The following is a 19,241-nucleotide window of genomic DNA, read 5'->3' as shown; positions in this document are numbered from 1 at the left end:
GGGTGCGTTCCGGCACATGCCGGTTTCCGCGTGCGGGAGGTGGAGAAAGCTATTTGGTGCCGTTGAAGCCGATGGAGTTGACGATTCGTTTGCCGAAGATGGCGAAGAGGATCAGCACAGGCGTGGCGGACACGAGCGTTGCGGCCATGAGCCCGGACCAGTCCGGCGCCCCTTGCGGCGACTGGGATTTGAAGACTCCCAGTCCCACGGTGAGCACCCTGGATTCCTCGGAGGTGCCTACGAGCAGGGGCCAGAAGTATTCGTTCCATTGACCCATGAAGGTCAGCAGGGCCAGGGTCGCGATTGGGGCAGCGGCGTTGGGCATGATGATTTGGAAGAAGATCCGCCAGTGCTTGGCGCCGTCGAGCATTGCAGCCTCTTCAACTTCCCTGGACATGTTCAGGAAGAACTGGCGCATGAAGAAGATCGCGAACGGGGTCATGAACAAGTAAGGCAGCACGAGTCCGAGCATGGAATTCAGCAGGCCCAGGTTCTTGATGAGCAGGAAATTGGGCAGGGCGGTGAAGATCGGCGGAACCAGCATGGTGGCAAGGAACAGGGAGAAGACCGCGTCGCGGCCCTTCCACCGCAACCGGGAGAAAGCGTAGGCGGCCATTGAGCTGAAGAACACAGCGCAGGCTGTCGTGATGCCGGAGAAGAGCAGTGAGTTCCAAAGGTACTGCCAGAAGTTGATCGAAGCGCCTGAACCGCCTTCTGCGATGGCTTCGGAGGCACTCTGGAGGCCGAAGACACGCTTGAATGCGCCCAGGTTGAAGTCGGCCGGCAGCAGGTTGGCGGAGTTTGCGGCGAGGGAGCCGTTGGAGGACAGGGCTGTGCGCAGCACCCAGTAGAAGGGCAGGATGCTCACGGCGACGGCCAGGGCAAGGAGGGTCAGGGCGATGGCTCGGCGCCAGTTGAAGGGACGGCTGAGCGGGCGACGGCGGCCGTCGTTCTTGGGCGATGCAAGAGTGGTCATGGCGTGTCCTTAGTCCAGGTCCGACTGGTTGCCGCGGAGGAATTTCATCTGGATGAAAGCGACGATGGCGAGGATGAGGAAGAGGATGACAGCCAGGGCGGATCCATAGCCGAAATCCTGTTCATTGAAGGCGCGCTGGTAGATGTAGAACTGCAGCACGCGGGTCGCGTTGACAGGCCCACCGGCCGTGGTGACGGCAACGGTGTCAAAGACCTGGAAGGAACCGATCACGGTCACTACGAGGACGAGTACCAGGACTGGTCGCAGCAGCGGTAGGGTGATCCGCCAGAAAGTGCTCACGGCCTTGGAACCGTCGATGCTGGCGGCCTCGTAGACGCTGTTCGGGATGGCTTGGAGCCCGGCGAAGATCAGGAGCGCTGTGTAGCCCATGTGCCGCCACGTGTTGATGAGCGCCTGGGTGGGGATGGCCCATTGCTCGCTGCCGAAGAAGGCAACCCTGGGCAGTCCGGTCCATTCGATGATTTGATTGATGACGCCGATCTGGTAGTCAAGCATCCAGAACCACAGCAGGGCCGCAATGACGTTCGCCATCAGATAGGGCATCAGGAGCGCACCGCGGATGAGGGTCGACTTTGCGACCCGGTGCATCAGGATTGCAAGGCCCAGGGCCAACGCCGTCTGAAGGACAATGTTGATAACCACGTATTCCGACGTGACGCCCAAGGCGTTCCAGAACAGCGGATCCTTGGCTATGCGTTCGTAGTTCCGTGCACCAATCCATTCCGGGTCGCCCAGAATGCTGTACTCGGTAAAGCTGAGGTAAATGCCCCGGATGGTCGGGACGAGGTAGAAGAGGATCAATCCGACCATCGCCGGAGCGATGAAGAAGAGTGCGACCTTCAGGTCCCCGATGCCGCGGAACCCGTCGGATGGCTTTCCCCGCTTCCGTGACTTCCGCGGCACCCTGGCGGAGAGCCCTGGATCTGGTTGCTTGGTTAGCGTGGTCATCGTCGACCCTTTCCTAACTGTGATGTGAGTAACAACTGGATGAGAATCTACACGAGTAGATCCCGATAGTGCAAGAGCGTCCGCAACATTTTGGTGGGAAATGTTCAATTATGTTGCTTCTGTTGACTCGAGTAGATGGCAGTGCAAGACTCGACGGGAAATCACATGAGGGACGTAGCGGAGGCTGCTTCGGCAGCCCCAGGGAAGGTAAACAATGACGTTTTCGATCGGTGTTGTGGGTGCCGGACAGTTCGGCAGTCAATTCGCCCACTTGTTCAAGCTCCACCCCGGCGTCAGTGCGGTCTACGCCATCGACGAACTTCCCGAGCGGGCTACTGCTGCGCAGGAACGCTGGGGGCTGGACGGCGTGATGGGCAGCTTCGAGGAGCTGTTGGAGTCCGACGTCGATGCTGTCGCCATCTTCACGCAGCGGTGGACGCACGGGCCACTCGTCGAGCGTGCCCTGCGGGCCGGAAAGCACGTCTATTCAGCGGTACCCATGGCCATCTCCGAAGAGGAAATCGAACGGATCATCGAGGCCGTGCGTGAGACCGGGTTGGTCTACGCGATGGGCGAGACCAGCTACTACAACCCCGCCACAGTCTTCGCCCGGCAGCAACATGCGGCCGGCAAGTTTGGCCGGATTTTCTACACCGAAGGCGACTACGTCCACGACATGGATCTCGGTTTCTATGAGGCATACCAGTACAGCGGCGGAGAGCGGTGGAAGGAAACCGCCAGCTACCCGCCCATGCTCTACCCCACTCACGCAATCGGCGGCGTCCTCGGAGCCGTCCCCGGACATGCGGTCAGCGTCAGCTGCATCGGCGTGAAGGACCAGCGTGGCGATGGCGTCTTCGACAAGGACGTCAGCATGTTCGCCAACGACTTCTCGAACGCCACGGCGCTGTTTGAAATGAACGACGGCGGCGCGATGCGCACCAACGAGATGCGCCGCGTAGGATACCCGTCGCATATCCGCGAGTCCCGCTTCCGTTTCTTTGGCACCGATGCCAGCTTTGAGCAACTTGCCACCACCACCGTGTGGCAGGACAAGTCCACCGTGGAAGACGTGTCCCAGCAGGTGGAAACCAAGCCAACCATGTCCCTGGATGACCCCTCGCTGGCAGACGTGGCCCCTGAGCTGCGGGACGCCTTCATCTCTGGGCTGGCTCCAGTACACGACCAGTCCAGGCTTCCCCAAGAGTTCCTGGGAGCGCCCAACGGGCACGAAGGAAGCCATCAGTTCCTGGTGGACGACTTCGTCACTGCCGTGAATAACCGCAGCCTTCCTCCGGTAAACGCCTGGGTGGCGGCCCGGTTCACGTTGCCGGGAATCGTAGCCCACGAGTCTGCGCTTCGTGGCGGGGAGCGCCTTCCCATCCGCGACTTCGGTGATGCTCCCGTGGAGTAGCTAGCATTTACCTCATGACAACTTCGGCGGTACAAACCTCGCGCGGCCCGGTTACACGCAAAGACGTGGCCCGGTACGCCGGGGTGAGTACCGCCGTCGTGAGTTATGTGGTGAACGGTGGACCCAAGAACGTTGCCCCGGCGACGGAAGCCAAGGTTCGCGACGCCATCCGCGTTCTCGGTTACCGGCCCAACGCCGCCGCCCGGGCCCTGAAGCTGGGATCCAGCGAGACCATTGGCGTGGTGGTTCCGGATAACACCAACCCGTTTTTCACGCAGCTGGCCCACGCTGTGGAAGACGCCGCAGCGGAACTTGGCTTTGGCATGGTGCTCACCAACTCGGACGGAAGCCTGACGCGCGAACGCAAGAACATCCGCACGTTGGCCGCCCGCCAGGTGGACGGTGTATTTTTGGCCAGCTGTGTGTTCGATCCCGATGTCACCGAACTGGAAGCTTCGGAGATTCCGTCGGTGCTCCTGAACAATGCAGGGTCGCCCCCGGGACTTAGCAGCGTGGGTGTCGATCTCCAAGCAGGAGCGCGGGCTGCCGTGGAACATCTCATTGGTCACGGGCACACGAATATTGGCTTGGCAATCGGAACCAATACCGGCAACCAACTGGATGGGCGCGAGGTGGGCTGGCTGGCCACCTTGCGCGATGCCGGGCTGCCGGACGGGCCTATGCTGCACGGTCCCTTTAGCCGTCCGGGCGGCTACGAGGTAGGCAAACGCTTCCTCGCCATGGCCAATCGCCCCACCGCGATCTTCGCGAGCAACGATATGCAAGCCATCGGCATCCTCCGGGCGCTGCATGAGGCAGGCGTTCGTGTGCCCGAGGACCTTGCGCTGGTGTCCTTCGACGGCTCACTGGACGCCGAATACTGCTGGCCCGCGCTGACTACTGTTGCGCAGCCCGTCAAAGCGATGGCCGAAGCCGCAGTGCAGGCATTGGTGGGCAAGGGCCGCGGCGATGAACTGCAACACCAGATCCTGCCCACCGAGTTGATCATCCGACAGTCCTGCGGCTGCAAATAGCCCCGGCGGCTGCGATCAGCCCCGCCGAGATGGCATTTAATGCCAATGTTTGTGGGAAACACCGTCATTAACTGCCATCTCGCGGGGGATTACGACGGCGGCTGGCTGGGTTACGAGTCCATGCTGGCGTAACGCTCGGGGCGGGCCAGCACCTGGCCGATCTGCGCCGTGCCCGCGGCCACGGCCAGCCGGACCAGCAGGAAGCCGGCGGCGAACACCCCGCCGATGGTCAGGATCACCACAGGCTGGGTCAGCAGCGCAGCACCCGTGAGCGGCAGGACCAGGACGGCAGCCGCGGCAGCTGAAATGCCCGCCACCAGGAACAGCGGCGACATCACGGCTTTGACCCGCGCCGCCACCATGAGCTTCCGTGGCATCCCAACCCGGTCCAGTGCCACCAAGGTGGAAGCCCGGTCCAGCACGGCGGCGGCCTGGTTCACACCCGCGGAACACGCAACCATCAGGAACGAGCCCAGCAGGGTGATCATCACTCCGGTGTTGATGTCCCGGACCAGCAGCGTTGCTTCAGCGTCAGCGCCGGTGCCCATGGTGTCGGCTACAGCCATGCCGACACCCACGAATACCCCCACAAAACTGGTCATCGCGACGCCCCCGACTTGTCGCCACGATTCCTTGGGGCTCTCCAAAACGGTCCGCGCGGCCAGCAGTTGCTCGGGTCGTTTGGCCCGCTTGAGCTGGGACGATGCCCTCAATCGCAGGATCCACGGTCCCATGAGGTTCAATGCCAGCAGCGCCAGCCCGAAGCAACCGCCCATCACGGCAATGATCACTATGAACGCACCGAAGCTGCTGAGCATCCCCATCGCCACCACTCCAACAACCACCACCACAGCCGCGATGAGTCCGCGAACCCAGTGCGCGCCGTCGGCCGTTTGCCGGGTCCGGACACCCAGCGGTGTCACCACAACTTTCCGGAGCCCCAATGCGGCGCTCGCCGCAGCAAGGACACAGACGGCCAGAACGCAGCCGAGGATGGACGGCACTGACAGCCACGCGTGGCTCCCGATTTTCTGGCCCCGAAACTGGATCAGCCCCAGGAACGGCGCCATGCAGGCATATAGCCCAGCGCCTGCCAACGCTCCCACGGCGGCGAGGACGGTGGACTCAATGACTGTCATCCAGACCACCGTCGCGCTGTTGGCGCCAAGTAACCGCAGGGAAGCCAAGCGGTCATCACGACGTCGGGCGGCGAGTCGGGCGGCCGAGGCACCGAGCGTCAACAACGGGATGATGAGCAAGACCACGGCGACGACGGCCAATGCCTGGTAGGTGCCTGCGATGTCGTCGGACCAGGACCAGAAGACCTGTGAACCTCCGGCCACGGTGAGCAGCAGGGCGGTGACCGTCCCAAAAGCCAAGATCGGGAGCCCGGCATCGCGGAGACCTGTTTCCCGGAAGCTGCTCCCGTTGCTTCGGGCGAGATATGGCGTGAGGCGCAGGGCCATGGAGAGACTAGACATTAAAGGCACCCTTGAAGTTGGCGGTGGCAGGCTCGGCCTGCGTCGGAGCCGGAACGGGGCTGCTGCTATCCGCCACGATCCTGCCGTCGCGCAACTCCACAACGCGCTGGCAACGGGAAGCAACGTTGGGATCGTGGGTGACCACCAGAAGCGTCCGGCCATTGGCAGCTACGGAGTGAAGGAGTACGTCCAGGACTTCCTTGGAGGTCGCCGAGTCCAAAGCGCCGGTGGGCTCGTCCGCGAAGACAACCCGGGCGCCCGTGACCTGGGCACGGGCGATAGCCACACGCTGCACCTGTCCACCCGAAAGCTCGCCCAATCGGCGTTGTTCCATCCCGGCCAGCCCCAACGCGCCAAGCCATTCGGCGGCCCTCGCCTCTGAAGTATTGCGGTCCGTGCCGTTGAGCATGAGCGCCAGCGCCACGTTTTCCAAGGCAGTGAGCTCCGGAAGCAGCATGCCTTGTTGGAAGACGAAGCCGAACTCCTCGCGCCTCAGGTGGGACAGCGCTGCATCTCCCAACGTGTCCAGCCGCAAAGGTGCGGACGGCGTGTTCAAGGTGATGGCACCGGCGTCGGGCCTCAAAATCCCGGCGAGGCAGTGCAAAAGGGTTGTCTTACCGGAACCTGAGGGTCCAATAATCGCAATGGACTCGCCGGAGTTTGCTGTGAAGTCGACGTGGTCCAAAGCGATGCTTCCGGGGTAGTGCTTGGTGAGCTGCTGGGCGTGGAGGATGGCGTTCATATATCCAGCATCCCTGCGGCCCCTATCCTGGGGCGTCAGTCCCGCGGCTGAACTCTGCGGGCAGGCCTCCACCCGGGGTATGAGACCCAACTGAGTCGCAGATAACGTCGTTTTGAGCTCTCAGAACGCGCTCAACTGCGACCTACTTGGGTTAGGCCTCGGCGATCCTAAGTTTTGCAACGTTCTCGGCCAGTACGCGCCGGGCGTCTTCACCCAGCAGTGAGTCCGTGATCAGTTCGTCAGCCTCTTCCAGTTGGGCGATCGAGGCTATGCCCACCACGCCCCACTTGCTGTGGTCGGCCAGGACAACGGTGCTCCGGGCAGATGCCATGAAGGCGCGGTTGGTTTCCGCTTCCAGGAGGTTGGGGGTTGTGAAACCTGCGTGGCCATCCATGCCGTGGACACCCAGGAACAGGACGTCCAGGTGGAGCTGCTTCAGCGAGGATGTGGCTATCGGGCCCACCAGGGCGTCGGACGGTGTTCGCTCGCCGCCGATCAGGATCACTGTGGATCCGAAGCGTGCGGGGCCGGATGAGGAGCCGTGGTGGAAGAGGTCGGCGATGCGCACCGAGTTGGTGACCACGGTGATGCGGGGCCCGTTGACGAGTTCCTTCGCCAAGGCCCACGTGGTGGTGCCGGCGCCGAGGCCGATTGCCATTCCTTCCTGGACAAGGGACGCGGCCTCAACGGCGATTGCGTGTTTCTCCGCGGTCAGCTGCGTGGACTTGAGCTCGAAGCCGGGTTCGTGGGTGCTCGCATCACCGGGCAGTTTGGCTCCGCCGTGGATGCGCTCAACGCGGCCGGCTTCCTCAAGGGCTTCGATGTCGCGGCGCACGGTCATGGGGGACACGCCCAGCAATTGCGCGAGGTCCGAGACCCGCACCACGCGTTCCCGCTGGACGGCGTCGATGATGGCGGAGTGGCGTGCTGCCTGAAGCATCAGGGCCTTTCTGGGAACCTCGTCAAACATGGGGCTGAATCTGGCTCCAGTCTAGGGCGGGAGGCTTCCGGAGCCGGGCAGGCCCAGCGCGGCGGCGTCACCGCTGCGTCACGCAAGGCATTTAACGCACGACGGCGCCGCTCGCCTCAAGAGGTGAGTGGCGCCGTCGTGAACTACTTACTTGCGGAGGGACTCCGCGATCTGGGTCATGATGCCGGGGTCTGCCAGGGTGGTGGCATCGCCGGTGTCGCGGCCTTCTGCGATGTCCTTAAGGAGGCGGCGGACGATCTTTCCGGAGCGCGTCTTGGGCAGTTCCGGAACGATGAGAAGCTGCTTGGGCTTGGCGATCGGGCCGATTTCCTTGCCCACGTGGTTGCGCAGTTCCAGGACGGTTTCGTCGCCGTTGTTCACTGCGTCACCGCGGAGGATGACGAACGCGACCACTGCCTGGCCGGTTGTTTCGTCTGCGGCGCCAACCACGGCTGCTTCGGCGACGGACGGGTGGCTGACGAGGGCGGACTCGATCTCCGTGGTGGAGAGGCGGTGGCCGGAGACGTTCATGACGTCGTCCACGCGGCCCAGGAGCCAGACGTCGCCGTCTTCATCCTTCTTGGCGCCGTCTCCGGCAAAGTACATCGCCTCGAACCGGGACCAGTAAGTGTCCTTGAAACGCTCGGGGTCGCCCCAGATACCACGGAGCATGGAGGGCCACGGTTCGCGGACCACCAGGTAGCCTCCTTCGCCGTTCGCCACGGATTGACCGTTCTCGTCCACGACGTCCACGGCGATACCGGGCAGCGGAACCTGCGCGGAGCCGGGCTTGGTGGCCGTGACACCGGGCAGCGGGGCGATCATCTGCGCGCCGGTTTCGGTCTGCCACCAGGTGTCCACGATCGGGGCGGGGTGTTCCTTCTTTTCGCCGTTCTTGCCGGCATTGGCACCGATGACGTCGCGGTACCACATCCACGCTTCAGGGTTGATGGATTCACCCACGGAGCCCAGGACGCGGATGGAGGAGAGATCGTACTTGTCCGGGATGTCCCGGCCCCACTTCATGAACGTCCGGATGGCAGTCGGCGCGGTGTAGAGGATGGAGACCTTGTACTTCTCCACGATTTCCCACCAGCGGCCCTGGTGCGGGGAGTCCGGGGTGCCTTCGTACATGACCTGCGTGGCGCCGTTGATCAGCGGAGCGTAGGTGACGTAGGAGTGGCCGGTGACCCATCCGACGTCGGCGGTGCACCAGTAAACGTCCGTTTCGGGGTGGAGGTCGAACACTGCCTTGTGCGTGTACGCGGCCTGTGTGAGGTAGCCGCCGGTGGTGTGCAGGATGCCCTTGGGCTTGCCCGTGGTGCCGGAGGTGTAGAGGATGAACAGCGGGTGTTCGGAGTCATGCCCGACGGCGGTGTGCTCCTTCTCTGCGAGGTCTACCGTCTCGCTCCACCAGAGGTCGCGTCCTTCTACCCAGTTAACGTCCTCGCCGTTGCGCTTGACCACAACCACGTTCTGGACAGTGTGGCCCTCTTTGGAAAGGGCTTCGTCCACTGCGGGCTTCAGGGCACTGGGCTTGCCGCGGCGGTAGGTGCCATCGGCGGTGACAACGAGCTTGGCTTCGGCGTCCTCGATCCGGGAGCGCAGGGCGTCAGCGGAGAAACCGCCAAAGACCACGGAGTGCACGGCCCCGATCCTGGCGCAGGCAAGGAGAGTGATGACGGCCTCGGGGATCATGGGCAAGTACACGGCCACGCGGTCACCCTTGGCAACACCGAGGGACTCGAAGGCGTTGGCAGCCTTCTTGACCTCTTCGGTCAGTTCCGCGTACGTGTAGGTGCGGGTGTCCCCGGGCTCGCCTTCGAAGTAGATGGCAACGCGGTCACCCAAGCCGTTCTCCACATGGCGATCCAACGCGTTGTACGCGGCGTTGACTTCGCCGCCCACGAACCACTTGGCAAACGGCGGGTTGGACCAGTCCAGCGCCTCGGTGAAGTCCTTGTCCCAGCTCAACAGCTCGCGGGCCTGCTTGGCCCAGAACGCGGGACGGTCCGCCTCTGCCTCTTTGTAGGCGTCAGCACTTGTGACGGCGTTTGCGGCGAACTCTGCCGACGGCGCGAACTTGCGGTTCTCGTGGAGGAGGTTTTCAAGTGCCTCAACGTGTGCGGCGGGACCGTTCTGAGCCGTTGAAGCTGCAGCGGTGGCCGTGGATCCGGTGGTGTCCTGGGACATGGTGAACCTCATCATTCATCGATCTTTGCTGCGCGGATCCTGCCGTGAGGTCCTCGCCCGGGCCGTCGTCGGCGTCGAGCGCGTCCCTCAAGGGTCCGCAGAGTGCTGTCCGGCATCAACACTATCGCTTAGCGAAGTGCTACGTGTGCGTCGTCACAAATGCGGCCGTGAGCGGCGCGGATTTAGCGACGAATGGCGGCTTCGGCGGTGGGGAACCGTTTACATGACGCACGACGGCGGACTCAGGCCGCCGCTGCCGGCGGGGGATCGGTGGGCTGCAATCCGTAAGGAACCTTGGAGTTTGCTGTGGGCGAAGCTGTATGGCCGTTTTCAGCTAGAACCCTGTCAGTGGGGTGACATAGGCTGAAGAAGTCTTGGGACGCACTTCTGGCGTGTCCGGTTCTCGGCGGAATCCCGCGGAGGTCGCCGGGCCGGACTGTCCAAGACGCCGCCGTACGAAGGAGAAATAGATGAACCAGCTGAGCCCAGGCCCGCACGACTCACAGCCGACGGGACCGGACACCAAGGCTGGAACGGCCACCTCTGCAGGTGGCAACGCTGCTGCTAAAAACGACGCTGCCGGCAAGAACGACGCTGCCAAGTATGACGCCGTCGCCGGGCCATTCACCATCCGCGATCTTACTGTTTTCGGCTCCGCGCTCCTGATGTTCGTCGCGTCGCTCCTGCCGATGTTCGGGGACCTTTACAACCTCTGGAACCTCGGAAACCTGTTCTTCCTGCTGCTGGGCATCATCCTGCCGCTGGTTGTGGTGGCGCTCTTCGTGGCCCGCAGGCTGCAGCCGGGAACAGTCGTCCGTGTTGGCTCGCTGTCCGTCGATCAGTTCGCGTCCGTGGTTGCCTCGTTCGCGTTCCCCTTGTTCTTCCTCACTATTGCCAACTCGTTCAATGGCAGCGTCCTGCTGGGTTTGGTCGGTTCTGTAGGCCTGCTGGCTGCAACGGTTCTGGCTCCTCACCTTCCGTGGCTTTCCGCTGATTTCAAGGACCGTGCTGAGACGCCGGCTCACGTTATTGCCCGCGAGGCAGCTGTCCCCAGCCGCAAACCGGCTGCCCCCAAAGCGCCGAAGGCCCCTAAAGCGGCGAAGCCTGCCGCCACAACGGGTTCAACTCCGGGATTCCAGGGATCGACGCCCGGATACGAAGCACCGGTCGCCCATGTTTCAGGTACAGCGGCAGCCGCAGCTTCCACCGGCGCTCCCGGCGCGGGCGCTCCTGGCGCAGGTGCCGTCACAGGCTCCAGCCCCTTCGCTCCGCCGGCCAGCTACGGAACTACGCCGTCGCCGGCTACCGAAGCCTCCGCCGTCGTGCATTCAGCCGACGATAAGCCGGCGGACGGTACCGGCTCCGGAACATCCGGACCTGCAACCGCTGGCTCCGCATCTCTTCCCGCGCCGTCCGGCGCAGGCGCTTCTCCCGCGGTTCCTTCGCCGGAGCGCACGGAGTCCGGGAAAGAGTCTGGTGCAAAGGACGCCGACGTGAAGGCCCCGGGTTCAGCGTCCGAGCCAGCCACCACCCAGCATGCAGCTCAGTCCGCTACCACCCAGCCAGCGGCTCAGCAGCCTTGGGCTGCAACCATGGCCACGCCCATAGTCTCCGGTGACACGCGCAGGGTCAGTGACTCGATTGGCGCCACCGTGGATCCGGCCAGCCGTCCGGAAGAATCAGATTCAGCACAGTACGAGGCCTTCTGGTTCGCCGTCGCCCAGCCCCGGACCGCGTACGACGAACACTCCGGCGCTCCCGCTTTCACCATCGAACCCGGCGGATGGGTCCTGGCGTTGGAGGACCGCGGTCATGAATTCCTGGTCCAGGACACCGACGGCAAGGTTGGGGTTCTCCGGGAGCTCAGCAACATCGAACGCGGCTAAGCAGCACCCCGTGGCCATCGCTGAAGCTGGTTCGCTGCTCGCACTCAAACGCCGGGCACGCAAGATCAACAGGGTTCTCGCTGACAAGTATCCCTACGCGCATGCGGAGTTGGATTTCAGGAACCCCTTTGAGCTGGTGGTGGCTACGGTCCTCTCGGCCCAAACCACTGATGTGCTGGTCAACCAGGTCACCAAGATCCTGTTTGCCCGCTACCCGGATGCCCGCGCCATGGCTGAGGCGGATCCCCTGGAGCTGGAGACCATACTTCAGCCGACGGGCTTCTTCAGGACCAAAGCGAGGAACGTCCTGGCACTCAGTACACGGCTTGTGGATGAGTACGACGGCGTGGTCCCGGGACGTCTTGAAGATTTGGTGACGCTCCCGGGCGTCGGGCGCAAGACCGCGAACGTGGTTTTGGGTAATGCGTTCGGCGTTCCCGGGATCACGGTGGATACGCACTTTGGTCGGCTGGCCCGCCGGTTCGGGTGGACGGCCTCGGACGATCCTGTGAAGATCGAGTTCGACGTCGCCGACTTGTTTGAACCCCGGGACTGGACCATGCTCTCGCATCGAGTGGTGTTCCACGGTCGCAGGGTCTGCCATTCCAGGAAGCCGGCCTGTGGTGCCTGCCCGGTCGCGAGCCTCTGTCCGAGCTATGGCGAGGGCGAAACGGACCCCGTCAAGGCGGCCAAGCTGCTGAAGTATGAGCTTGCGCCTGGAAACGAAGAGTTGCTGGAAAAGCTCCTGGCCGAGACGCACAGGGCTGCGGAGATCCGCATGGAATCGCAAAGGAGGCCCGGGTGACCGCGCTTGAGGAACTTTCAGCGCTGGTCGCCCGCTTTGAAGACGGCCAGCAACAGCACACGGCCCTCTGGGAGAAGCTTCCCGTCACCCCTGAAACCAACCGGGCCGCGGCAGTCTTGATGCTTTTCGGCGTACTGGACAACATTCCTGCCGAATCGGGGCGGCCTATCGCGCCGGCCGACCTCGATGTCCTCTTGCTGGAACGGGCGCACACCCTTGACGACCATCCGGGCCAAGTGGCGTTCCCGGGCGGCAGTGTGGATCCGGAAGATGAGTCGGTAGTGGCCGCTGCCCTTCGTGAAGCTGTGGAAGAAACGGGCCTGGATGCGGGTGGCGTCCGGGTTCTCGGAGTCATCCCGGAACTTGGCCTCATTCGCAGCAACTTCCGGGTGACGCCGGTGCTGGCGTGGTGGGATGCACCATCGCCCATTCGGGTAGTGGACTACGCCGAGTCTGCGCAGGTCTTCAGGGTGCCCGTGCGTGACCTCCTGGACCCGGTTAACCGCGTCACGGCCACCATCTCCCGGTTCGGCCGCACGTACACCAGCCCGGGGTTCACCGTAAATGGCGTGCTGGTATGGGGCTTCACGGGGCTGGTCCTCAGCGGCCTCTTTGACGAACTGGGCTGGACCGTTCCCTGGGACAAGGACAAACTGCGGGATATCGACCTCTGACGAGTCCTTACCGTATGGCCCTGCGCGCTGGTGACTGTTTAGGCAGCCTTGCGGGCCGTCGTCGAACGGTCCACGATCAGTCCGGTCGCGGCGTTTTCCCGCACCGCGTTGATGCCGGCGACCACACCTTCCAGGTGCGTGAAAGTTGGTGATACGGCCACGACGGTTCCGTCAGCCGCAGTAAGGCGGAACCGGTAACCTTCGTCGTTGTCCTTGAGAATTTCAAACCTGCCAGCCATCGAAATGCTTCCCCCTTTTGATGCTTCCTTGCACACGGATGTGGACCCGCAAAAATATCCACATAGTGAGACTAGCCAGAACCAAGGGCGAACTAAAGTTACTTTGCAGTACCCGTACCCGGCGGGTCATCCCGGCTCATATGGGGAGATATGACTGGATAGTCCAGCGGCTTCGGGTTATGGTCCGGCTACTTCGCTTTGTCGTAGGAATCGACGACGGCGACACTCACCGGAAATTCCACAGGGATCCGCCCGAACATCAGTTCTTTCGCCGCTGTTGCCGCTTCTTCGATGGCCCTGATACAGGCGTCTACCGCGTGGTCGGGTGCGTGAACCATCACTTCGTCGTGCAGGAAGAAGACGAGTTCCCCGATGGGTGAGCCTTCGGCGCGCGAAGCCCTCAACCGCCGTCGTAATTCCGCCAGCCAGCACGCCGCCCATTCAGCAGCCGAGCCCTGGACTACGAAGTTGCGGGTGAAACGGCCCCTGGACCGGGCCAGGTTGTCAGCGCGGCGCTGTTCCTCGGCAGTGGTGGATTGTTGGCTCCGCAACCAACCGGCCGACGGTGGCGGGCTGCTCCTGCCCAGCCGGGTGGTGACTGTCCGGCCTGCTTCGCCCTCCCGAGCAGCCTGCTCCACGAACCCGACGGCGCGTGGATAGGTACGCGTGAGCTGCGGCATGAGCCTGCCCGACTCACCCGTAGTAGCGCCGTAGATGGCTCCCAACAGCGCAATCTTTGCTTTGGCACGGTCACCGCCAAAACCTTGGGCAGCGATGCCGGCATAGAGGTCCTTGTCGCGAGCCGCCTCCGCCATTTTCGTGTCTTGGGCCAATGCCACGAGGACCCTCGGCTCCAATTGCGAGGCGTCGGCGACGATGAGTTTGTGACCCGGGTCCGCATGGACCGCGGCCCGGATGTTACGCGGGATCTGGAGCGCACCACCACCGCGTGATGCCCAGCGGCCGGACACTACCCCACCCACCACGTACTCCGGGTGGAACCGCCCGTCACGTACCCACGCGTCCAACCAGGACCAGCCGTTGGCGGTGTGCAGGCGGGAAAGTTTCTTGTAGGCGAGCAGGGGCTGGATGGCAGGGTGCTTCCATTCCTGGAGCTCCCATTGACGGGTGCTTTTCACCTCGATCCCGTTCCGGTGCAAGGCACGCATAAGGTCCTGCGGGGAGTCCGGATTCAGGCTGGGGGAGTTAAGGATGCTCCGAAGCTCGGCGCAGAGAGCCTCAAGTGCCGGCGGCCGGTGCCCGAGCGGCGGCCTGGGACCCAGGACATCGGAGAGGATCTGCTGATGCAGCTCTTCGCGCCAAGGGACGCCGGCGTGCTGCATCTCGATGGCGATGATGGCGCACGCCGACTCCGCGGCAAGGAGTAGTTGTAGGCGTTGTTTCTGCTGGTGGGCCTCGGAGACCTGGGAGATGGCGTGCTGCTGGGCAGCGAATTCTTCCCTGAGTTCGGCCAGCCCCGCTTTGGAGCTGGACGGTGCAATGTCCACGAAGAGCGCGCCTTGGTCCACGGGCGGTGGCGGCGGCTGAAGAGCCCGTGGCGGTGTCGAGTCGTCGTCCTGCGTGAGCTTGACCGCATGCTTGGCGTAGTCCGTATGCGCAGTGAATTCAGAGTGGGCCAGAATGGCTCCGCAGAGCGCCAGATCGTGGCAGCGCTCCAGTTCCATGCCATGGGTCAGCAGTTCCGGATACCAATCCTGGGCGCGATGCCAGACCCAGCGGGGCCGTTGCGCTTCGAATTCACGCACGACGCCGGGCAGCTCGCCACGGGTGACGACGCGCGCGTCAGCGGTGGCCTTTCCGGTGGGGGAGATCCTTTGTATGGCTGCGCCTTCCTGGTGGGCGGCGAGCAGCAAATACATGGTTCCATTCTGCCCTGTGCGGAGGGGTGCTGTGGTGGTCCTGGTCCTGGTGCGGGGCGCGACTGGTCCTCCACAGCTGCAGCCGTCCCGGGTTGTGCACATAAGGGCATGCAGACCTTATGTAGTCCCGGCCGCGTCAATCAGTGTGAATGCCATGAGCATGCGAAATCGTCGGCAAGGGCAAACCAGCAAGCACCACGGGCAAAGCAGCCGCACACCGCAGGGGGACGCGGACGGATCATGGGTGCCCCGCGACGCCGTCGGGATACTGCTTGTTTCCGGCGACCCCTATCTTCAGGAAGAAGCCAAACGGATAATCGCAGCGGCAGGCGGAAGCCTCAGAACGGCCATTGACGTGGCGGAGGCCGTCCATGGTTGGGATAACGCCGACGTCGTTTTAGTGGGCAGTGATATCCGCGAACTGCCCCCGCGGCGAAGGGCTCCCACGGTTTTGCTCGGCAAAGCCTCTGAAGGTGACGGGCTATGGCGTTTGGCTGCTGCGCTGGGAGCTGAACGGGTAGCCGTCCTTCCCGAGGCCGCCGCCTGGCTGGCTGAACACCTCAGCATGTCCGGATCTCCAGACCCCGGGGGCACGGTCATCGGGGTCATCGGCGGCAGTGGCGGGGCGGGAGCTACAACCACCGCGATTTGGCTGGCCCAGGCTGCGGCAGGGCATGGCGTCAGCACCGTGCTCATCGATGGTGACCGTTGGGGCGGAGGACTTGAACTGGCGGTGACGGCCGACGAGATTCCGGGCCTACGTTGGCCGGATTTCGCCGAAACCCGCGGCAGCATGGATCCCTCGCAGTTCCGGGACTCCCTGCCCGTCGCAGGCGGGTTCGCCTTCCTCTCATGGCCCGGGACCAGGGAACCGGCCCATATCCCCGCGGCCGGTGCTGTAGCTGCCGTGGTTGACGCCGCACGCCGAAGCTTCGAACTAGTCCTGGTGGATATCGGGCGCAGCGCGGAAGGACTGGGGACGCTCGCGTGGGACTGCGACAGGATCTTGCTGCTGAGCAAGTCCCACCTCAAATGCGCGGTGGCGGCCGCGCGCGTCCTCAACGAGCTCCCACCCGTCGACGTCGGACTTCTGGTCCGCGGAACCGGCGCTACGTCCGTGGACGCTCCGCTGATCTCCGAGTCTTTGGGATTGCCCTTGTTGGGCGTCCTTCCCGAGATGCGTGGCGTGGCGTTAGGCACCGAACGTGGACGGTTGCTGGAACTCGGACGCCGAAAACCGATCAGCCGCTTAGCCGATTCTGTGCTGGAGTTGAACTCTGTGCTGGAGTTGAACGGCGCCATCCAATGAGCCGCTTCGCCGAGGGAACCCGCCGTCGGCAGGGCCGCAGGCTGGACACCGTCCTTCTTGAGACGGTGCGGGAGTCAGTGCTCGCAGGGAACGGACCCGTAACGCCGTCTACGGTCGCAGCAGCTGTGCAGGCCAGCGGCAGGCTACTGGGTACTGCCGGGGCGTTGGAAGCGGCGGAATCCATCAATGCGGAACTGAACGGGCTGGGACCCCTCCAACACCTTGCCCAGGATCCTTCGGTCACTGACATCTTCGTTAACGGTCCCGATTCAGTCTGGTTGGACCGCGGTAAGGGCTTGGAACGTTCAGCGGTTCACTTCGATACTGAACAACAGATCAGGTCGCTGGCCACCCGCTTGGTTTCAGCCGGGGGCAGGAGACTGGACGACGGCTCCCCCTGCGTGGACGTCCGGCTCGAGGGAGGCTACCGGGTCCATGCAGTCCTCGCACCGATATCAACGGCAGGCACCCTGTTGTCCATCCGCATCCGCCGGGAAGAGGTGTTCACTCTGGCCGAGTTGAGGGAACGCGGGATGTTTTCTGAGCACGTCGAGTCGGTTCTGCGTGCCATCGTGGCGCACAAACTGAGCTTCCTTATTAGCGGTGCCACAGGCTCAGGAAAGACAACCCTGCTCTCCACCATGCTCGGGTTGAGCCATCCGGCGGAGCGATTGGTGCTCATCGAGGACGCCGCCGAGCTCAACCCCGTCCACCCGCACGTAGTGACGCTGGAATCGCGCCACGGAAACCTTGAGGGAGGAGGGGCCTTGGACTTGGGAGACCTGGTCCGCCAAGCACTACGCATGCGGCCGGACAGGCTGATTGTAGGCGAGTGCCGAGGCGCCGAAGTCCGTGAATTGCTGACCGCACTCAACACCGGTCACACCGGTGGCGGTGGGACTATTCACGCCAACACCGCCGAGGCTGTGCCAGCACGATTGGTGGCCCTCGGCGCCCTGGCTGGCTTGAACGCCGAAGCTGTCCGGTTGCAAGTCTCCAGTGCCTTGGACGTGGTGATTCACGTAGACCGATCCTCGTCGGGGCGGAAAGTGGCATCCATTGGCGTAGTCGCCGATACACGGGCGGGCCAGAAAGTAGTGCCGGCACTCAGCTGGAGCCGGTCAGGAATGATATACGGCCCAGCATGGCCCGGACTCGCCGCCCGGCTCTCCCTGGCGCCGCTTGAAGTGGACGACTATCCGCAACACGATGATTTGTTGCCACAAGCCGGCGACGGCCCATGATCGGGGCGATTGTCCTCATCGCCGCACTGGCGGCGTGGCTGCAGTTCAGCGGCCATGGTGCCGGGAGGCGACGAATTCGGACGAGCCTGCGGGAGCCGAGAGGCCGGAGTGGTAGCACCAAGGCTCGTGTGGGGGTTTGGCACGGCCGCTCACGACGAAAGCGGACTGAGCCTTTGTCACTTGTGGTGCTGGTGCAACAGCTCGCAGCCCTCCTGCGCGGCGGGCGGGGAACCACCAGGCTGTGGGAAGAATTATGGATTGTCCATGGTTCACGGCAAATCACGGACGGTTGCCCGGCCGCAGTAGCGCAGAAGGGGAATGCCGGGCTGTCGCACGAGTCGCTACAGGTACTTGCAGCAGCACGGGCAGCGTCAACCGTTGGAAATTCTTCTGCCGACGCCATCCGTGGAACGGCAGCAAAGGTGTTTCCGCGGCGCGGACGTTCCGAACGACGTGTGTGGATGGAACTGGCAGCATGCCTGGACATCGCCGAAACCAGTGGCTGTCCTTTAGCCGACCTCCTCACCCGGTTCGCAGCTCAACTGGAAGCCGAAGAGGACTCCGAAGCAGCACGCCAGACGGCGCTCGCAGGGCCCAAGGCTACCGTTCGCCTGTTGTCGTGGCTCCCGGTGTTCGGGCTTGGCCTGGGGATGGCATTGGGCGTGGATCCGTTGGGGATCTTGCTGGACAACTTCCTGGGTGTTGCCACGTTCGCGGCTGGGCTCTTCCTGACGGTGGCAGGCCGGGTTTGGTCCTCACGACTGGTCGCCTCTGCGGCTGGACGCCGCTGATGCCCGGCGCTCCGGTGTTGTTGATGATCGCAGCCATGACACTCGCCGCCTTCATCAGCTTCGCGGCACCCACGCGGCTGAGGGCGCGACTACGTCTTCGTGACTGGGATTCTGAAGCGCCGCAGAAGTCACTGATGGCAGCCCGCGTTGACCCCGCTGCGGACGGGCTCCGCGATACTGCAATGATGCTGGAGCTGGTGGCCTCGATGCTCGACGCGGGCGCTGGAATACGGCGGGCACTGGAACTTATCGCACAGTGCGCGTCACCACCAATCAGGCAATCACTCCGGCCGGTTGTTGCCGCACTTGCCCTCGGCACCGACTGGGAGACTGCCTGGCGGACTCCTATCAGGCATCCGGCTGAAGTAGTCCGGCTCAAGGACGCACTGGCTTTTGCAGCCCTGACCGGTGCGCCGTCTGCTTCCATCCTCTATGCACAGGCCGCGAGGGAACGGCGCGAGCAGTTCCGGGCCGCGGAGAAGCGGGCAGCTGCCTTGGGGGTAAAGCTGGTGGTTCCTTTGGGTCTCTGCTCGTTGCCGGCCTTTATCTGCCTTGGAATCGTCCCCGTCCTGATCGCCATGCTTCCCTCTGGCTGAGATGCACGGGCAAAGCCTGCTCGATGAGGAACTCCGAC

The 19,241-nt window shown here is 63.6% G+C and carries 17 protein-coding genes; 9 read left to right on the top strand and 8 right to left on the bottom strand.

Annotated elements, in window-relative coordinates; translation table 11 throughout:
* Positions 1–49 precede the first annotated feature (49 nt).
* Complete coding sequence (locus KCX59_RS18210; protein WP_178995238.1) at positions 50–976, bottom strand: carbohydrate ABC transporter permease; 927 nt, start codon at positions 974–976, stop codon at positions 50–52.
* 9 nt (positions 977–985) lie between these two features.
* Positions 986–1,945: a carbohydrate ABC transporter permease gene (locus KCX59_RS18205; RefSeq protein ID WP_178995236.1), complete on the bottom strand. Its 960-nt coding sequence runs from the start codon at positions 1,943–1,945 to the stop codon at positions 986–988.
* 214 nt (positions 1,946–2,159) lie between these two features.
* Here KCX59_RS18205 and KCX59_RS18200 point away from each other — a divergent pair, with 214 nt between their 5' ends.
* Positions 2,160–3,359 carry a Gfo/Idh/MocA family protein gene (locus KCX59_RS18200; RefSeq protein WP_091470405.1) on the top strand — a complete coding sequence of 400 codons (1,200 nt, stop codon included), beginning with the start codon at positions 2,160–2,162 and terminating at the stop codon, positions 3,357–3,359.
* 14 nt (positions 3,360–3,373) lie between these two features.
* Entirely contained in the window at positions 3,374–4,393 is a 1,020-nt protein-coding gene (locus tag KCX59_RS18195) for a LacI family DNA-binding transcriptional regulator (protein ID WP_091470407.1), read from the top strand.
* Between the two features lie 110 nt (positions 4,394–4,503).
* Here the strand turns inward: KCX59_RS18195 and KCX59_RS18190 are convergent, their stop codons facing one another.
* The 4 genes from KCX59_RS18190 to acs all read right to left on the bottom strand — a co-directional run bounded on the left by KCX59_RS18190 (position 4,504) and on the right by acs (position 9,779).
* Positions 4,504–5,859, bottom strand: a complete 1,356-nt coding sequence (locus tag KCX59_RS18190; RefSeq protein ID WP_179017091.1) for an FtsX-like permease family protein — start codon at positions 5,857–5,859, stop codon at positions 4,504–4,506.
* Positions 5,860–5,866: 7 nt separating this feature from the next.
* Positions 5,867–6,616, bottom strand: a complete 750-nt coding sequence (locus KCX59_RS18185) for an ABC transporter ATP-binding protein (protein WP_179017072.1) — start codon at positions 6,614–6,616, stop codon at positions 5,867–5,869.
* 151 nt (positions 6,617–6,767) lie between these two features.
* Entirely contained in the window at positions 6,768–7,556 is a 789-nt protein-coding gene (locus tag KCX59_RS18180) for a DeoR/GlpR family DNA-binding transcription regulator (protein WP_178995230.1), read from the bottom strand.
* A 177-nt stretch (positions 7,557–7,733) separates the two neighbouring features.
* Positions 7,734–9,779 carry an acetate--CoA ligase gene (gene acs, locus KCX59_RS18175; RefSeq protein ID WP_179017090.1) on the bottom strand — a complete coding sequence of 682 codons (2,046 nt, stop codon included), beginning with the start codon at positions 9,777–9,779 and terminating at the stop codon, positions 7,734–7,736.
* A gap of 470 nt (positions 9,780–10,249) precedes the next feature.
* Between acs and KCX59_RS18170 the strand changes: the two genes are divergently transcribed.
* The 3 genes from KCX59_RS18170 to KCX59_RS18160 are packed head-to-tail and all read left to right on the top strand — an operon-like array spanning position 10,250 to position 13,144.
* Positions 10,250–11,665 carry a hypothetical protein gene (locus KCX59_RS18170; RefSeq protein ID WP_179017071.1) on the top strand — a complete coding sequence of 472 codons (1,416 nt, stop codon included), beginning with the start codon at positions 10,250–10,252 and terminating at the stop codon, positions 11,663–11,665.
* A 10-nt stretch (positions 11,666–11,675) separates the two neighbouring features.
* Positions 11,676–12,470, top strand: a complete 795-nt coding sequence (gene nth, locus KCX59_RS18165) for an endonuclease III (protein WP_179017070.1) — start codon at positions 11,676–11,678, stop codon at positions 12,468–12,470.
* A complete protein-coding gene (locus KCX59_RS18160; protein WP_178995224.1) occupies positions 12,467–13,144 on the top strand; it encodes an NUDIX hydrolase in 678 nt (225 codons plus the stop codon). Before nth ends, KCX59_RS18160 begins: the two co-directional genes overlap by 4 nt.
* A 38-nt stretch (positions 13,145–13,182) precedes the next feature.
* Here KCX59_RS18160 and KCX59_RS18155 read toward each other — a convergent pair whose 3' ends face one another.
* Together KCX59_RS18155 and KCX59_RS18150 are read right to left on the bottom strand one after the other, a co-directional pair.
* Complete coding sequence (locus KCX59_RS18155; protein WP_054808913.1) at positions 13,183–13,383, bottom strand: YegP family protein; 201 nt, start codon at positions 13,381–13,383, stop codon at positions 13,183–13,185.
* Between the two features lie 188 nt (positions 13,384–13,571).
* A complete protein-coding gene (locus tag KCX59_RS18150) occupies positions 13,572–15,263 on the bottom strand; it encodes a bifunctional 3'-5' exonuclease/DNA polymerase (protein ID WP_179017069.1) in 1,692 nt (563 codons plus the stop codon).
* A 154-nt stretch (positions 15,264–15,417) separates the two neighbouring features.
* On the opposite strand from KCX59_RS18150, the gene ssd reads away from it, so the two are divergent.
* The 4 genes from ssd (at position 15,418) to KCX59_RS18130 (ending at position 19,203) form a co-directional block, all read left to right on the top strand.
* Positions 15,418–16,572 carry a septum site-determining protein Ssd gene (gene ssd, locus KCX59_RS18145; protein WP_256871361.1) on the top strand — a complete coding sequence of 385 codons (1,155 nt, stop codon included), beginning with the start codon at positions 15,418–15,420 and terminating at the stop codon, positions 16,570–16,572.
* A complete protein-coding gene (locus tag KCX59_RS18140) occupies positions 16,569–17,816 on the top strand; it encodes a TadA family conjugal transfer-associated ATPase (protein ID WP_179017068.1) in 1,248 nt (415 codons plus the stop codon). The genes ssd and KCX59_RS18140 overlap by 4 nt, the downstream gene beginning before the upstream one ends.
* 182 nt (positions 17,817–17,998) lie before the next feature.
* Positions 17,999–18,607: a type II secretion system F family protein gene (locus tag KCX59_RS18135; RefSeq protein WP_370629173.1), complete on the top strand. Its 609-nt coding sequence runs from the start codon at positions 17,999–18,001 to the stop codon at positions 18,605–18,607.
* A complete protein-coding gene (locus tag KCX59_RS18130; protein ID WP_178995217.1) occupies positions 18,607–19,203 on the top strand; it encodes a type II secretion system F family protein in 597 nt (198 codons plus the stop codon). Before KCX59_RS18135 ends, KCX59_RS18130 begins: the two co-directional genes overlap by 1 nt.
* Positions 19,204–19,241: the final 38 nt, after the last annotated feature.

This window comes from Paenarthrobacter nitroguajacolicus (assembly GCF_051027655.1).
Taxonomy (GTDB): domain Bacteria; phylum Actinomycetota; class Actinomycetes; order Actinomycetales; family Micrococcaceae; genus Arthrobacter; species Arthrobacter nitroguajacolicus.
This window is presented reverse-complemented; position numbering and strand designations above follow the sequence as displayed.

Excerpts from the sequence above, each read along its gene's own strand:
- KCX59_RS18210 (WP_178995238.1), bottom strand. The coding sequence starts at position 976 with ATGACCACTCTTGCATCGCCCAAGAACGACGGCCGCCGTCGCCCGCTC.
- KCX59_RS18205 (WP_178995236.1), bottom strand. The coding sequence starts at position 1,945 with ATGACCACGCTAACCAAGCAACCAGATCCAGGGCTCTCCGCCAGGGTG.
- KCX59_RS18200 (WP_091470405.1), top strand. The coding sequence starts at position 2,160 with ATGACGTTTTCGATCGGTGTTGTGGGTGCCGGACAGTTCGGCAGTCAA.
- KCX59_RS18195 (WP_091470407.1), top strand. The coding sequence starts at position 3,374 with ATGACAACTTCGGCGGTACAAACCTCGCGCGGCCCGGTTACACGCAAA.
- KCX59_RS18190 (WP_179017091.1), bottom strand. The coding sequence starts at position 5,859 with ATGGCCCTGCGCCTCACGCCATATCTCGCCCGAAGCAACGGGAGCAGC.
- KCX59_RS18185 (WP_179017072.1), bottom strand. The coding sequence starts at position 6,616 with ATGAACGCCATCCTCCACGCCCAGCAGCTCACCAAGCACTACCCCGGA.
- KCX59_RS18180 (WP_178995230.1), bottom strand. The coding sequence starts at position 7,556 with ATGCTTCAGGCAGCACGCCACTCCGCCATCATCGACGCCGTCCAGCGG.
- acs (WP_179017090.1), bottom strand. The coding sequence starts at position 9,779 with ATGTCCCAGGACACCACCGGATCCACGGCCACCGCTGCAGCTTCAACG.
- KCX59_RS18170 (WP_179017071.1), top strand. The coding sequence starts at position 10,250 with ATGAACCAGCTGAGCCCAGGCCCGCACGACTCACAGCCGACGGGACCG.
- KCX59_RS18155 (WP_054808913.1), bottom strand. The coding sequence starts at position 13,383 with ATGGCTGGCAGGTTTGAAATTCTCAAGGACAACGACGAAGGTTACCGG.
- KCX59_RS18150 (WP_179017069.1), bottom strand. The coding sequence starts at position 15,263 with ATGTATTTGCTGCTCGCCGCCCACCAGGAAGGCGCAGCCATACAAAGG.
- ssd (WP_256871361.1), top strand. The coding sequence starts at position 15,418 with ATGAGCATGCGAAATCGTCGGCAAGGGCAAACCAGCAAGCACCACGGG.
- KCX59_RS18140 (WP_179017068.1), top strand. The coding sequence starts at position 16,569 with ATGAGCCGCTTCGCCGAGGGAACCCGCCGTCGGCAGGGCCGCAGGCTG.
- KCX59_RS18130 (WP_178995217.1), top strand. The coding sequence starts at position 18,607 with ATGCCCGGCGCTCCGGTGTTGTTGATGATCGCAGCCATGACACTCGCC.